The sequence below is a fragment of the Mesorhizobium sp. M7A.F.Ca.MR.176.00.0.0 genome (assembly GCF_004023165.1).
GTDB lineage: Bacteria > Pseudomonadota > Alphaproteobacteria > Rhizobiales > Rhizobiaceae > Mesorhizobium.
The window spans coordinates 13,499-27,171 of the sequence record NZ_RZTC01000050.1; the positions used below are offsets into that span (position 1 = coordinate 13,499).

At 59.6% G+C, this 13,673-nt stretch carries 14 protein-coding genes; 6 read left to right on the plus strand and 8 right to left on the minus strand.

Going from position 1 to position 13,673, the window contains the following annotated elements; genetic code table 11:
• Positions 1-280 precede the first annotated feature (280 nt).
• A complete protein-coding gene (locus EOB59_RS17975) occupies positions 281-1,828 on the plus strand; it encodes a helicase HerA-like C-terminal domain-containing protein (RefSeq protein ID WP_128288921.1) in 1,548 nt (515 codons plus the stop codon).
• 89 nt (positions 1,829-1,917) lie between these two features.
• On the opposite strand, the gene EOB59_RS17980 is transcribed toward EOB59_RS17975, so the two are convergent.
• The 5 genes from EOB59_RS17980 to EOB59_RS18000 all read right to left on the minus strand — a co-directional run bounded on the left by EOB59_RS17980 (position 1,918) and on the right by EOB59_RS18000 (position 7,103).
• Entirely contained in the window at positions 1,918-2,394 is a 477-nt protein-coding gene (locus tag EOB59_RS17980; protein ID WP_236382862.1) for a nuclear transport factor 2 family protein, read from the minus strand.
• Between the two features lie 57 nt (positions 2,395-2,451).
• On the minus strand, positions 2,452-3,240 hold the full coding sequence (attM, locus tag EOB59_RS17985; RefSeq protein WP_127268346.1) for an N-acyl homoserine lactonase AttM: 789 nt from the start codon (positions 3,238-3,240) through the stop codon (positions 2,452-2,454).
• Positions 3,237-4,835, minus strand: a complete 1,599-nt coding sequence (locus EOB59_RS17990; RefSeq protein ID WP_245486669.1) for a sugar ABC transporter ATP-binding protein — start codon at positions 4,833-4,835, stop codon at positions 3,237-3,239. Before EOB59_RS17990 ends, attM begins: the two co-directional genes overlap by 4 nt.
• Complete coding sequence (locus EOB59_RS17995) at positions 4,792-5,832, minus strand: ABC transporter permease (RefSeq protein ID WP_245463626.1); 1,041 nt, start codon at positions 5,830-5,832, stop codon at positions 4,792-4,794. Before EOB59_RS17995 ends, EOB59_RS17990 begins: the two co-directional genes overlap by 44 nt.
• A gap of 167 nt (positions 5,833-5,999) precedes the next feature.
• Positions 6,000-7,103 (minus strand): substrate-binding domain-containing protein, encoded by a 1,104-nt coding sequence (locus EOB59_RS18000; RefSeq protein ID WP_127269964.1) that lies wholly within the window; start codon positions 7,101-7,103, stop codon positions 6,000-6,002.
• Between the two features lie 285 nt (positions 7,104-7,388).
• Here EOB59_RS18000 and EOB59_RS18005 point away from each other — a divergent pair, with 285 nt between their 5' ends.
• On the plus strand, positions 7,389-8,099 hold the full coding sequence (locus EOB59_RS18005) for a FadR/GntR family transcriptional regulator (RefSeq protein WP_127269962.1): 711 nt from the start codon (positions 7,389-7,391) through the stop codon (positions 8,097-8,099).
• Between the two features lie 160 nt (positions 8,100-8,259).
• On the opposite strand, the gene EOB59_RS18010 is transcribed toward EOB59_RS18005, so the two are convergent.
• Together EOB59_RS18010 and EOB59_RS18015 are read right to left on the minus strand one after the other, a co-directional pair.
• Positions 8,260-9,084, minus strand: a complete 825-nt coding sequence (locus tag EOB59_RS18010) for a L,D-transpeptidase (protein WP_127269960.1) — start codon at positions 9,082-9,084, stop codon at positions 8,260-8,262.
• Between the two features lie 170 nt (positions 9,085-9,254).
• Complete coding sequence (locus tag EOB59_RS18015; protein WP_027035819.1) at positions 9,255-9,917, minus strand: haloacid dehalogenase type II; 663 nt, start codon at positions 9,915-9,917, stop codon at positions 9,255-9,257.
• A gap of 157 nt (positions 9,918-10,074) precedes the next feature.
• Here EOB59_RS18015 and EOB59_RS18020 point away from each other — a divergent pair, with 157 nt between their 5' ends.
• The 4 genes from EOB59_RS18020 (at position 10,075) to EOB59_RS18035 (ending at position 13,214) form a co-directional block, all read left to right on the plus strand.
• Positions 10,075-10,953: a branched-chain amino acid aminotransferase gene (locus EOB59_RS18020; RefSeq protein ID WP_128288922.1), complete on the plus strand. Its 879-nt coding sequence runs from the start codon at positions 10,075-10,077 to the stop codon at positions 10,951-10,953.
• Positions 10,954-11,059: 106 nt separating this feature from the next.
• Positions 11,060-11,659: a superoxide dismutase gene (locus EOB59_RS18025; protein WP_013532667.1), complete on the plus strand. Its 600-nt coding sequence runs from the start codon at positions 11,060-11,062 to the stop codon at positions 11,657-11,659.
• Between the two features lie 157 nt (positions 11,660-11,816).
• Positions 11,817-12,254 carry a cytochrome c gene (locus tag EOB59_RS18030; RefSeq protein ID WP_127269954.1) on the plus strand — a complete coding sequence of 146 codons (438 nt, stop codon included), beginning with the start codon at positions 11,817-11,819 and terminating at the stop codon, positions 12,252-12,254.
• Between the two features lie 9 nt (positions 12,255-12,263).
• The gene (locus EOB59_RS18035; protein ID WP_128288923.1) at positions 12,264-13,214 is read left to right on the plus strand and encodes a cytochrome c; all 951 of its coding nucleotides are present in this window, start codon (positions 12,264-12,266) and stop codon (positions 13,212-13,214) included.
• Here the strand turns inward: EOB59_RS18035 and EOB59_RS18040 are convergent.
• Positions 13,211-13,615, minus strand: a complete 405-nt coding sequence (locus tag EOB59_RS18040; RefSeq protein WP_127321379.1) for an SET domain-containing protein-lysine N-methyltransferase — start codon at positions 13,613-13,615, stop codon at positions 13,211-13,213. The genes EOB59_RS18035 and EOB59_RS18040 overlap by 4 nt on opposite strands.
• Between the last annotated feature and the right edge of the window lie 58 nt (positions 13,616-13,673).

Here is a 13,673-nt window from a genome sequence, read left to right on the forward strand (position 1 = left end):
GCCGGGAGCGGTCCAGTCTACGGTCCCCGGTCCGATATCGCAATGCAATGCGCTTTCAGAGACCGGATTCGATCCATCAGATATAGGTCAGTCCGCATGGACGACGATTGCCAAACAGCGGCAAAATCCGCAAGCTCCAAAAACCCGGTTTGACCGAATGGCCCGGATTTGGACGAATGGCCCCGATTTGGACGAATGGCATTGTCGCTGTGCAATGGCCTCACTATACCTGCGGCAAGGCCACTGGCTTTAGACACATCAGTTTGCGGAGACCGGACATATGGCTGACGACACCAGTATTTTCATCGGCGCCAGCCGCAAGCCCGACGACAGCTATCAGCGTGCCGAGCAACTGTTGCTGCAATATGGGAATCGTCATGGCCTGGTGACCGGCGCCACCGGTACCGGCAAGACTGTCACCTTGCAGATCCTGGCCGAAGGATTTTCCAACGCCGGCGTGCCTGTGTTCTGCGCCGACATCAAGGGGGATCTGTCGGGCATCGCGATGATGGGCACGGCACAGGATTTCCTCGTCAAGCGGGCCGAACAGGTCAAGCTCGATCCTTATGGCTTCCAAGAATTCCCCGTCATCTTCTGGGACTTGTTCGGCGAACAGGGTCATCCGATCCGCGCCACGGTCTCGGAAATGGGGCCGTTGTTGCTGTCGCGCCTGATGAACCTGACCGAGGCGCAGGAAGGCATCATGAACATCGCCTTCCGCCTAGCTGACGAGGAAGGTCTGCTGCTGCTCGACATGAAGGACCTGCAGGCGCTCTTGGCCAACATCGCCGAGCGTGCCGACGAGATCGGCTCGCGCTACGGCAACGTGACGAAGCCATCGGTCGGGGCGATCCAGCGCACGCTGCTGGTCCTGGAGCAACAGGGAGCCGCAAATTTCTTCGGCGAACCGGCACTGCGTATCGCCGATATCATGCGCACCACCCGCGACGGACGCGGCGCCATCAGCGTGCTTGCCGCCGACAAGCTGATGATGAATCCGCGGCTCTACGCGACCTTCCTGCTATGGCTGATGTCGGAACTGTTCGAGGTGCTGCCGGAAGTCGGCGACCCCGACAAGCCGAAGCTGGTGTTCTTTTTCGACGAGGCGCATCTTCTGTTCGACGAAGCACCCAAGGTGCTGATCGATCGCGTCGAACAAGTGGTCCGACTGATCCGCTCGAAGGGCGTCGGCGTCTATTTCGTCACGCAGAACCCGTTGGATATCCCTGAAAAAGTCCTGGCCCAGCTCGGCAATCGCGTCCAGCACGCGCTGCGCGCCTATACGCCGCGTGAGCAGCAGGCAGTCCGGACGGCGGCCGAAACGTTCCGGCCAAATCCCGATTTCGACTGCATGACCGCCATTACCCAGCTTGCCACGGGCGAAGCGCTGGTCTCGACGCTGGAGGCCAAGGGTGTCCCGTCCATGGTGCAGCGGACCCTGATCCGCCCGCCGTCGTCGCGCCTTGGACCGATAACGGCAGCCGAGCGACAAAAGCTGATCCAGGAGAGCCCGGTCGCCGGCCAGTACGATCAGGCCGTCGATCGCGAATCGGCTTTCGAAATGCTGCAAAAAAAAGCCAAGGACGCGCAGGATGCCGAAGAGCAGGCCCAGCAGGCCGGCAGCGGCGGCTCGCGCTGGACCATTCCGGGCTTCGGCAATGACGATCCCGCGCCGCAATCGGGTGGCAGGCGCACATCTGCACCGCGCCCGTCCAACCGCCAGACGGTGGCCGAGGCGGCGATCAAGTCGGTGGTGCGCTCGGTTGGCTCGTCGGTCGGCCGGGCAATCGTGCGCGGGATATTGGGGAGTCTGTCGAGGGGCAGGTAAGGAGCGGCAGCTATGCGCCACCCGTCGCGCGAGTAGAACACCCGTTGCTCAGCGCGGTTCCTGGCGAGCCTCGCCACTGTCCGTAGACTTTATTTATCCCGGATCAGCTCAGAGAAATGGTGCAGATAAATCTGCCAGTCACCATTGATTCTTGAAACAACGAACGAAGTCCTGACCCTATTTTTTACGACAGAGCCGTCACGATAGTAATTAACGATATCGCCAAACCCTTGCGCCGCGAACAGACCTCGACTCAACGATCTCGTATTCTGGTCGACAAGCGTTAAATTCACTTTTTCTAGTATGAGTTGATAGCTTCCAAAATACTCCTCTATTTCAGATCGTCCGACGTACAACCTAGGCAGTAGACCGAAAAAAAGAGCGTCCTGCGTATAAATCTGGGAGAGCAATTTCTTATCCCATGGCGCGGAGGCCTCGTTCCAGCGCTGCTGGATTTGATCGAGAGCAGCCTTGTGCATCTGGTAAATACTCTCGTGCAACCCGCCACGCGTACCGCGCCGCCTTGTTGAGGCGGTCCGCGCGCGCAACTGATTTTGAAGGACCATTTTGGTTTTTAGCGGTGCGGCCGGCGATCTTCCGCCGGCCGCATATTTCAGCGGAACCTAGTCATAGTATTCCGCCGGAGCTTTCTTGAACTTCTTCCAGGTTTCCATGTCGTGGCCTGGCACGACAATCGCGTTTTCTTTCTCGGCGATGCGCCGCAGCCTTCTGACGGAAGCAGCGGCTTCCTGCGCGGACGTCAGCGCGCCGGGCAGGCATTTCTCTTCCCAGTGATCCATCGTGTAAGCGGCGTCGATTGCGAGAAGGATCGAACCGGTGTTGGGCAGCCGTACCATGATGGACTGGTGGCCGGGGGTGTGTCCCGGAGACAGGAAAGTCTGCACGCTGCCATCGCCGAAGACATCATACTGGTCCTCGCCCTCCATCACGTCCCAGTTGATGCCATCCTTGGTCAGATCCTTCTTGATATAGCCGCCTTGCATGAACCAGTCGGCGGCGAATGCCCATGCAATCTCCCGCCGCTGCACGAGATGGCGGGCTTTTGGGAAATTGCCGCAGGCGCCGGAGTGATCGAGATGCAAATGCGAATGCAGCACGAACTTGATATCGTCGGGCTTCATTCCGATCTTGCCGAGTTGGTTCACGCAGCCTTCTTCGGGATCCATGATAGGATAGTATTTCTTGGTGGTGTCGCCCCACCAGCCAACCGGATCACGCGCTGCTTCAACCGCTGTGCCGCCGTCGATAACGATATTTCCCTTGGGATGGACGATTAGGTACCAGGGGATTGGGGTGAAGAACTCGTCCTGGCTGTAGCCAAGCTTGATATCGACCTCCTTCTGTCGAATCTGCCCAGTCTGGAACATGTAGAGCCTGATATCCGTGCTCATCTGCTTTCCTCTTCTGTTGAACGGGTGACGTGCGGCGGCGACGCCGTGTGTCGCGACTTGCCGCTCAGGGTGACGGCCAGAAGGTCGTCATATGTCCAGCTCTTTTTCGGTGCCTCCGCGACGCAGTTGCCGTCATGAATGACCATGATCCGATCGGCGAGCGCGAGCATTTCGTTCAGGGACGACGAAATGAGCAGGACTGCGGCGCCATCGCGGGCAAGTTGCAGTATGATATCGTAGATTTCCTTGATCGCACCGACATCGACGCCGTTGGTCGGCTCCACGATGATATAGACGGTGGCTTTCGCACTCATCCATTTGCCGATGACCAGCTTCTGTTGGTTGCCACCGGAGAAGAAGCGCACCTGCGTGGAGGAAGCGCGTGGGCGCACCGCAAGCTGGTCCAGCACGGCTTCTGCATATCTTTTCATGGTGCCGGGCCGGATCATCAAAAGATGTTGCAGCGAATGCACGACCGGCAGGCAGATGTTTTCGGCAGCCGAGAGTGCGGGAAAAAGGGCTTGTTTGCGCCGGTCCTCGGGGATCAGCGCGATGCCTGAACGACGTGCAGCGATCGGGGTGGCCAGATTGACCGCTTTGCCCCGCACCTTTGCCGTGCCGGAATGCCGGCTGATGCCGCCAAGCGCCCGTGCGACATCTTCCATCCCGCCGCCAACGGGACCGGTGAAGCCCAGCACCTCTCCGGCTTGTATCTTGAAGCTGAGGGGCGCCAACTGCGCCGTGCCGAGGCCAGCAACCTCAACCAGGACTTCTGGACGGACGCTATTGCCATCATTGTAGGTCGCAAGCTCAGAGCGGCTGCGGTCCACCATGAGTTCAGTAACCCGGTCTTCGGTGACCTCGCCACGATTAAGGGTTCCGGAAACAAGTCCCCCTCGAAGGATCGTGGCGCGGTCGCAGATCTGCTGGACCTCTCGAAGCCGATGGGAGATGTAAACGATGGCTATCCCCTGCGCTTTGAAGCCATCGACGATCCGAAAAAGAACTTCCGATTCCGCTGCCGAAAGGCGAGCTGTCGGCTCATCAAGAACGATCAGTTTGTAGCGCCGATGGAACAAGGTCGCCAAGGTGACGAGTTGCATCTCGGCTGCGGACAGTGCGCCGGCAAGCCGCCGCACGTCGAGCTCGATGCCCATTTGCGACAGAATCTCCGCAGCTTCGTCATGGATCGTCCGGTCGCTTATACCGATCCTCCCAGGCTCATTGCCAAGAAGGATATTTTGCCCAACCGTGAAGCTGGATACCAGTTCTGCGTCCTGATAGACCGCTCCGAGGCCTAGCCGATGGGCTTCCGGCGGGCTGGAAACCCTGACCGGTGACCCTTCAAGGAAAATCTCACCGGCGCTCGGGGCATAGACACCCGTCAAGATTTTGATGAGGGTCGACTTGCCCGCACCGTTTTCACCAAGCAGGCCGTGCACCTCGCCGCGCAGAAAGCTAAGGCTCACGCCCTTCAACGCTTTGGTGCCGGCGAACTCCTTCTCGAGATTCTTCAGCTCAACCAGTGGTGTCGCGTTCATCGCCGTCACCTCAGATAAACTTGAGATGGACTTCTTCACGGTTGAGAAGCGCATTTGCTCCAACCGCGACGATGAGCACCAGTCCCTGGAAGATGTGGCGGGCGGCAAAGGGGAAGCCGACCATATTCATCCCGGAATCCACCATATACAGGAAAAAGACGCCAACGAGAGTGCCAAACAGATGTGGCTTGCCCTTTCCGAGCACGGTTGCGCCAAGGAACACCGCGGCGAAGGCCTCGAGGAGGTAGCCCTCGCCACCGACCGGTTGCGCCGAGGATGAGATAGCGGTCACGATCACGCCCGCAATCCCCGACATCAATGCCGAAAGCACGAATGCGAGGATGACCCATCGATAAACGTTGATCCCGGAGTAGAACGCCGCCATCGGATTGTCGCCGACCGCCGCGATGTAGTGGCCGATCCGTGTCCGCGCTGCGGCGATGAGGGCTACGATGAACACCGCTACCAGGATGATTACGGGCACGCCGACGATTCCGAGCTTACCCTGGCCGAGATAAAGGAATGCGGTTTCGTCGTAGCTAACAGGGACCTGATAACCGCCCGTGATAAAAACGTTGATCCCATCGAGCACGAACATCACGCCAAGCGTGACGACAATGCCCGATAGCCGTCCATAGGTCACCAGAAGCCCGTTCACCACACCGATCAGGCATGCGGCAAGCAGAGCAAACACGATTGCAAGCCAAGGGCCGGTGATAGGGATCAGAAAGGCGACGAGGATTGATGACGTCGTCACTGTGAGACCGATCGAAAGGTCAAAGCTCCCCGCGATCACGACCCAGGTCAATCCCATAGAGACCAACGCACTGACGATCATCGAAAAGAGGATGTTGTTCAAGTTGGAAGCGGTGGCGAAGTAGGGCGAGGCTATGGAAAATCCAACGGCGGCCACGACCAGGACGATGATTGTTCCCCATTGCCTGAGAAACCGCATGACGGCGGATTCGCGTCTTCCCGCTGGCACTGCGTTGACGGCAGTACCCTTGGCTGTGTTCGCCTTGGCAAGGCTTTCCTGCTCCACATGCGTCACTTTTTAGATTCCAGTCGTTCGTTGATCAGATGCAAGGGTACGGTCCAGTGCCACGCGATTGCCGTCACCAAATGGATTGGATCCCGGCACCCTTCGGCACGAGTCGCGTTCTGCTGAAAGCGGGGCATACGGCGGCAACGCTCTGCTCGCCGTATGCCAGTTCGCGTCTAGCCGCCGTACTGTTTCAGCAGGGCGATTGCCTGCTCGTCCCAGCTTTTGAGTTCGGCGAGGGCCTCGCTCGCCTGATCCGGCGTCTTGGTGATCACGGGGATGCGGTAGACGATATTTGGCACGTCCTCGCCTCGCGCGAGCTTAACCGCGAGTTCGCCGGTCTTGCGGCCGATTTCAGGGAAGGGCGAGTCGCAGCTGAAGACCACCGGCACCTGCTTGGCCGCCCAGGCTTCAAGGAACTGGGTCGACAGGTAGTGATTGAACAGCGGAACGTCGTCCCTGTTCATCTGTTTCAGCGCCTGCGCCGCGCCGAGCGTGAATGGCCACCACCACGAGATGAAGGCCGCAAGCGAACCAGGCTCCGGATGGGCCTGCAAAAGCGACAGCATGTTCTTACGGCCGACCGAAATCTCATCGGTCGTGCCCTGGCCGCCGTCGATGAAGGGCAGCACCTTCATGCGCGGCTCGTAGCGGCACATGAGTTCGAACATGTCCACTTCCATGTCGAACGGCGTGAAATAACCACGCTGTTCCGCGGTCTGGGCGAAGGTGCCCTGGCGGCCGGTATAGTTCTGAACGAAGTAGCCGAGCGTGGTCGCAGTTCCCCAGACATCGTCCATGACGGCCGGTGAATTCTTGACCGGAATGGTGAAGCCGACCGTCTTGATGCCTCTCTTGTGCGCCTCGTCCGCAATATAGGCGGTTTCGGATTCTTGCGAGTAGATCCCCATCACAAGCGCGTCGATCCCGCGGTCGAGCAGCGCCCGCTCGGCGGACTGTTCGCTTGGCTTTGTCGGCTCGCCGCGAATCGTGACGACCTCGCCTCCGGCATCGAGCACCGCCTTGACGATCTGCCAGCAGCCACGGCGCCACGGCTGATTGAACGGCCCGTAGGTCAGCGGGACGCCAATGCGCACCTTCTTGCCGGCAGCGGGCGGCGTTATTTCCTCGGCGCTGGCAAGTATCGATGTGCTTGCAAGCGCCGCGCCGCCGATCAGACCGCCCACACTCTTCAGAAGAGTCCGGCGATTGAAATCGGTGTATTCGGTGGCCTCTTGTGCAAGCCGGCGTAACCGTTGCGGATCATCAAAAATATTCATGCGCTTCCTCCCGTTTCTCTATCCGTTCTTGCGAAGACCCGACCGGTCACCTCAGCGACTGAGCGTTCTCACGCTTCGGACCGTTGCCGACACGACATCCCAGCGTTCGCGCACCAGCAAGGCGTTGGTACCGCATGTCCGCAGTTGCCAATGAACCATATTGCCAGGTTGCCTGACAAGTTAAATCTGCTACTCTGACAAAAGAAAATTCGCGGCAGCGTGAGTACAACAGAGCCACAACGGCTTAGATGTGCCGTCCGAAAGCGACGATGGTTGGAGCACCGTATGGTTTATGATGAAAAGGTTAGACGAGGACCTTCACTTGCCGATTCCGTAGCCTCGAGGATCAGGAGTGACATCACTTCGGGCGCACACGCCAAGGGCGACAAGCTGCCAACGGAGCACGAGCTATCGGAAAAATATGGTGTGAGCCGGCCGATCGTCAGGGAAGCAATCGGCATCCTCAAACGCGATGGACTCGTTGCAACCCGGCAGGGTCTAGGGGCGTTCGTAATCGAGACGAAGGAGATGGCGTTTCGATTGGCCGGTGTTGATCTGACCGATGCATTGGATGTTGAAAACATCATCGAGCTTCTGATGGCGGTGGAATCGGCTGCAACAGCTTTGGCTGCCGAACGGCGCTCAGCAAAGCAGCTTGCGGCGATTGAAATGCAATTGCATGCCATCCAGCGGGCGTTCGACAACGATGAAGCCGGCGTTGAGGAGGATATGGCCTTTCACAGAGAAATCGTCGATGCCTGCGGCAATCCGCATTTCAAGGAAATGTCCAATTTCCTGGAGTCGCATGTACGGAATTTTATCCGAAAGGCTCGCGCCAGTTCGCTGCGAAATGCCCTACTCTCCCAAGTTCAGGAAGAGCATATCGCCATATTCAACGCGATCGCGGAGGGGAATCCACAAGAGGCTCGCAAAGCTGCGGAAAAGCACCTTCGAGGAGCAGCAAATCGACTGTCCTTGCATCTGGGACTGAAGTGAGCCCGTTCGCCTAAAGTGCACTCCCCAGTGAGATCAGGGTGTGAACGTCCTGCACGGCGCGACGGCAATCTCTGCATGGTCCATGAAGGTTGCTACATTGGCGCCCGCTGAGGAACAGCTAAAGCTCCTCATGGGGCAAACCTCGTCACGCCCCCGCAGATCAGAAGATCGAATTGGTGATCGCCTTGACCGGTCCAAGCAGCACCGATCCGTCCGGCACGCCGGCGTCGATCGGGATCGCCTGTCGGTTGGCCGTCGCCACCATGGGTTGGCTGGCGTCGCTGGTCACGACGACCGGAGTCTTCGAGGGCACGCGATCATAGAGGTCGATAATGTCCTGGTTCATCAGACGCACGCAGCCTGACGAGACCGACTTGCCGATCGACCGCCACTCAGGCGAGCCGTGCAGACGATAGAGCGTGTCGACATTGCCCTGGAACAGATAGAGCGCGCGTGCGCCGAGCGGGTTCTTCAGGCCGCCGGGCATGCCGCCATTGTCGGCGCTATAGGGCTTCAATTCCGGCTGACGGGCGATCATTTCATCCGGCGGCGTCCACTTCGGCCATTTCTGCTTCCACTGAACGACGGCGTCGCCGGACCATTCGAAGCCGGCGCGGCCAAGGCCGACGCCGTAGCGTATCGCCTGACCGCCTGGACGAACCAGATAAAGGAAGTGGCCGGTGGTATCGACGACTATGGTTCCCGGCTTCTGTCCCGTCGGGTCGGGAACGATCTGACGCAGGAACTGCGGATCGATCTTGTCGACGGGGATGGCCGGCAAGTCGAAGCCGCCGTCGCTGACAGCGGCGTACATCGTCACATAATCGGCCAGAGGCGGCTCGACATAGGTTGGTGGCGGCGGCTCGACCGGACCCGGCCCGGTGGTAGCGCATGCGGAAACCGCGATCGAAGCGGCGCCCAAGGCTGCGGCGTTGAGAAAGCCGCGACGGCTCAGGCGAAAAGATTCGATTTCGGTAATGGACATGGTTGCCTTCTTTAAGTCTCAAATCGCAACAAAACGTGAATTCGCCGACAGTTGCGCGGGTGCCTGACAACACCTGGGGCGATAGGCGGTTCCGATTCTGGCCCGAACGTGGGCAAACAAAGGCGAAGCTGTGACCAGGCTGCTACTGTGGCGCCAGAGACACAGGTTTCCTAGCTGCCGGGCACAAGGGCTTCGAGCGACGGCAGGATAAGGGCCGGTGGGAAATCCCGGTATTCTTCGGGCTGGTTGGAGCGGTTGATCCACACCGTGCGAAAACCGAATTTGGTGGCGCCTGCAATGTCCCAGCGATTGGACGACTGGAAGGAAACCGCGCCGGGGTAGAGGCGCCAGCCGGTGGCGACCATATCGTAGACCGCCGGGTCGGTCTTGAAGCGCCGCACCCTATCGACGGAATAGATGTCATCCAGAACCTGGTCGAGCGCGGCGGACTTGACCGCCGCCTGCAGCATTTCGGGCGAGCCGTTGGACAGGATCGCCAGCCTCGCTCCCGAAGCCTTGAGCGCCTTGAGCACGGCCGGCACTTCCGGATAGCAATCCAGCCGCCAGTAGGCATCCAGCAATATCGCCTTGAGACCGGGGTCGGCCGAGGGAACTTTGCGCAAGGCGAAATCGAGCGCCTGTTCGGTCAGTTGCCAGAAATCGGCATAGGCGCCCATCAGCGTGCGCACCCAGGAATATTCGAGCTGCTTGGCGCGCCAGATCTCGGACAACAATTGGCCGTCCGGCCCGATCCGGTCGGCATGACGACGCACGGCGGCATGCACGTCGAACAGCGTGCCATAGGCGTCGAAGACATAGGCGGCGTATTGCATGACAACAGTTTTGAGGGCAGGTGCGACAAGGTGCAAGCTTTGATTGCATTGCGCCCCGGCACTGGCCTCAACAAAACTCCATGATGCCGGTTGACGGCGCCCGCCAAAGCATCTTCCAATGGCCGTCACACGAGACCGATTGAGGCGGGACCACACGATGACACTGGCGGCTGCGGCGCAATCCGCGACATGGACTTTCGTCGATGGTGATTGGCACGAGGGCAACGTCGCCATTCTGGGGCCGCGCAGCCACGCCATGTGGCTCGGCACCAGCGTGTTCGACGGTGGCCGCTGGTTCGAAGGCGTGGCGCCGGATCTCGACCTCCATGCCGCCAGGGTGAATTCTTCGGCGATCGCACTCGGCCTGAAGCCGAACATGAGCGCCGACAAGATCGTCGGGCTGACATGGGACGGGTTGAAGAAGTTCGACGGCAAGACGGCGGTCTATATCAGGCCGATGTACTGGGCCGAGCATGGCGGCTATATGGGCGTCCCGGCCGATCCGGCGTCTACCCGCTTTTGCCTTTGCCTCTATGAATCGCCGATGATTCCGGCGACTGGCTTTTCGGTGACCGTGTCGCCGTTCCGGCGTCCGACCATCGAAACCATGCCGACCAACGCCAAGGCCGGCTGCCTCTACCCCAACAATGGCCGTGCCATTCTCGAAGCCAAGATGCGCGGCTTCGACAACGCAATGGTGCTCGACATGCTGGGCAACGTCGCCGAGACCGGGACCTCGAACATCTTCCTGGTCAAGGACGGTCATGTCTTCACACCGGCGCCGAACGGCACCTTCCTGTCCGGCATCACCCGCTCGCGCACGATAACGCTGCTTGGCGAGTATGGGTTCAAGACCACGGAAAAGACGCTGTCGGTGCGCGATTTCCTCGAAGCGGACGAGATTTTTTCGACCGGGAACCATTCCAAGGTCGTGCCGGTCACGCGTATCGAGGATCGCAATCTGCAACCCGGGCCGTTGGCCAAAAAGGCGCGCGAACTCTATTGGGATTGGGCGCATTCGACTTCCGCTGCTTGAGCGGATAAAAAGGCGACCGACGCTTCATCCGGAGTTGTCCCAATCCATTCCAGACCTATCTTACTCCGGTATCGACACCGGATTTTTCCACGAGGGAGTACTATCCATGGCCTTTGAATTGCCCGCTCTGCCTTACGACTATGAGGCCTTGCAGCCTTACATGTCGAAAGAGACGCTGGAATATCACCACGACAAGCACCACAAGGCGTATGTCGATAACGGAAACAAGCTCGCCGCCGAGGCAGGCTTGGGTGATCTGTCGGTCGAAGAGGTGGTCAAGCAGTCGTTCGGCAAGAATGCCGGCCTCTTCAACAATGCCGCCCAGCACTACAACCATATCCACTTCTGGAAGTGGATGAAGAAAGGCGGCGGCGGCAACAAGCTGCCGGGCGCCTTGCAGAAGGCAGTTGATAGCGATCTCGGTGGCTATGACAAGTTCAAGGCCGACTTCATTGCCGCCGGCACGACCCAGTTCGGTTCCGGCTGGGCCTGGGTTTCCGTCAAGGATGGCAAGCTGGCGATCTCGAAGACGCCGAACGGCGAGAACCCGCTCGTCCATGGCGCGTCGCCGATCCTCGGGGTCGATGTCTGGGAGCATTCCTATTACATCGACTATCGCAACGCCCGGCCGAAATATCTCGAGGCGTTCGTCGACAGCCTGATCAACTGGGACCATGTCCTTGAATTGTACGAAAAGGCGAAGTGATCGATTTCCAGGAAGCCCCGGTATCACCCGGGGCTTTTCTTTTTCAGTGTCCCATAAAAAGCAAAGATCTGGCAAAAGTCGTCCGGGGAGGGAATTTTCCTCCTACGGCATCCGTTAACGTCCTGTCCCGAAATGCCTTCATCATGGAGCCAATTGAATGAGAAAGCTTGTTATCGCCATCTCTATGCTCGCACTCGCGGCCTCGGCGGCTTTTGCCGACCCGGTCCTCGACCGGCAGGCACTGATGAAGGAACGTGGAAAGATCGTCGGCGGCCTGTCGAAAGTTGTCAAGGGCGAGGAGCCCTTTGATGCCGCGGCTGTGCTGACGCAACTTCAGGCGTTGCAGGCGAATGCGGAAAAATTCGATGCCGATGCGCTGTTTCCGGCCGGTAGCGACACCGGCGACACCACGGCCTCGCCGAAGATCTGGCAAGACATGGCTGGATTCAACGCAGCCGAGGACAAATATCTCGCAGACGTGAAGGCCGCGGTCGCTGCGGCTCCCGCCGATGCCGACGCGCTGAAGGCGCAAGTCGGCGCTATCGGCTCGGATTGCGGCACCTGCCATCAAGGCTACAGAATCAAGAAGGGCTGATCACCAGCCATGGCATGGCTGAAGAAACTTGTCGGCGCCGTCGTCATTCTGGGCGGCGTCGGCGCGGTTGCCGGGTGGGTCCTGTCGGCGCCGGTGAGGCTCGACAGGGAAACCCTGGCCAAGCTCGGTCCTGGCGACGCAGCCAGGGGCAAGCGCATCTTTTATGCCGGCGGTTGCACATCCTGCCATGCAAAGCCGGGCTCACAGGGCGACGCCCGGCTTCAACTCGTGGGTGGCCTTGAACTCAAGACGCCGTTCGGAACCTTCGTGCCGCCCAACATTTCGCAAGATCCCAGGGAGGGTATCGGCGCATGGTCTGTCGAGGACCTCGCCAATGCCATGCTGAAGGGCGTGTCGCCTTCTGGTGAGCATTTCTATCCGGCGTTTCCCTATGCATCCTACGCGCGCATGAATCCGGCTGACATTGGCGATCTCTATGCCTTCTTGAAGACGTTGCCGGCCGTCGCCGGCAAGGCAGCGGGCAATTCGCTCGGTTTTCCCTTCAATATTCGCCGCGGCATCGGCCTGTGGAAATTGCTCTATCTCAGCGATCAGCCGGTTGTTGCCTTCCCCGAAGGCAAGCCTGATCCGGTGATGGCAGGCCGCTATCTGGTCGAAGGGCCAGGCCATTGCGGCGAATGCCACACGCCGCGCGATCTTGCGGGCGGCACGAAGAAGAACGAGTGGCTGGCGGGCGCCGTGGCCGCCGAAGGCAATGGCATCGTGCCGAACATCACATCGGGCGAGGGCGGTCTCGCCGACTGGTCGGAGGCCGATATCGCCAACTATCTCGAAACCGGCTTCACGCCCGATTTCGATTCGGTCGGCGGCGCCATGGTCGATGTCCAACGGAACATGGCCGAACTGACGCCGCAGGACCGTGCGGCCATCGCCGCCTATCTGAAGGCGATACCGGCGCATCCAAACGGCTATCCGGCCCGCAAGAAGACGGCAAACTAGACCGAGTCTTCAGACAGGTGGCGGTCGCCGAGAAAATCGAAACCCGTCTCGAAGAAATGGTTGTAGTTGCAGGTCAGCTCTTCGCCGGGGGCGATGTCGCGCAGCGCAAAGCTCTCCTCCGGTGAGGAGACGTCGCAGTTCGGCTCGTCGGCATGGTTCATGTAGCGCGCGTCGTCGGCTTCGAAGACGATGTAGTTCGGATCGCGGCGGTCGGGATAGGAGTAGCGATCGAGATAGCTCTTCACCGGACCGGCCGCACGTTCATAAGTCTCGACCTCGATGAGCCGATCGAACCTTGGGTCCAGCTTCCAGATCAGAGTGCCGCGAGGAATGTGGTTCTTGGCAAAGACGCCGATTCCCTGGATAGGCGATTTGTCGAGATAGACGTCGACGAGCAGCATAATGGACCTTTACGCGATTGGAGGCTGTCGGGCCGGGAAAAACCGCGCACTGGGTAGC

Coding starts and splice junctions, on each gene's coding strand:
- EOB59_RS18020 (WP_128288922.1), top strand. CDS start 10,075: ATGACACTGGCGGCTGCGGCGCAATCCGCGACATGGACTTTCGTCGAT.
- EOB59_RS17975 (WP_128288921.1), top strand. CDS start 281: ATGGCTGACGACACCAGTATTTTCATCGGCGCCAGCCGCAAGCCCGAC.
- EOB59_RS18005 (WP_127269962.1), top strand. CDS start 7,389: ATGGTTTATGATGAAAAGGTTAGACGAGGACCTTCACTTGCCGATTCC.
- EOB59_RS18010 (WP_127269960.1), bottom strand. CDS start 9,084: ATGTCCATTACCGAAATCGAATCTTTTCGCCTGAGCCGTCGCGGCTTT.
- EOB59_RS18030 (WP_127269954.1), top strand. CDS start 11,817: ATGAGAAAGCTTGTTATCGCCATCTCTATGCTCGCACTCGCGGCCTCG.
- EOB59_RS18035 (WP_128288923.1), top strand. CDS start 12,264: ATGGCATGGCTGAAGAAACTTGTCGGCGCCGTCGTCATTCTGGGCGGC.
- EOB59_RS18025 (WP_013532667.1), top strand. CDS start 11,060: ATGGCCTTTGAATTGCCCGCTCTGCCTTACGACTATGAGGCCTTGCAG.
- EOB59_RS18000 (WP_127269964.1), bottom strand. CDS start 7,103: ATGAATATTTTTGATGATCCGCAACGGTTACGCCGGCTTGCACAAGAG.
- attM (WP_127268346.1), bottom strand. CDS start 3,240: ATGAGCACGGATATCAGGCTCTACATGTTCCAGACTGGGCAGATTCGA.
- EOB59_RS18015 (WP_027035819.1), bottom strand. CDS start 9,917: ATGCAATACGCCGCCTATGTCTTCGACGCCTATGGCACGCTGTTCGAC.
- EOB59_RS17990 (WP_245486669.1), bottom strand. CDS start 4,835: ATGCGCTTCTCAACCGTGAAGAAGTCCATCTCAAGTTTATCTGAGGTG.
- EOB59_RS17980 (WP_236382862.1), bottom strand. CDS start 2,394: ATGGTCCTTCAAAATCAGTTGCGCGCGCGGACCGCCTCAACAAGGCGG.
- EOB59_RS18040 (WP_127321379.1), bottom strand. CDS start 13,615: ATGCTGCTCGTCGACGTCTATCTCGACAAATCGCCTATCCAGGGAATC.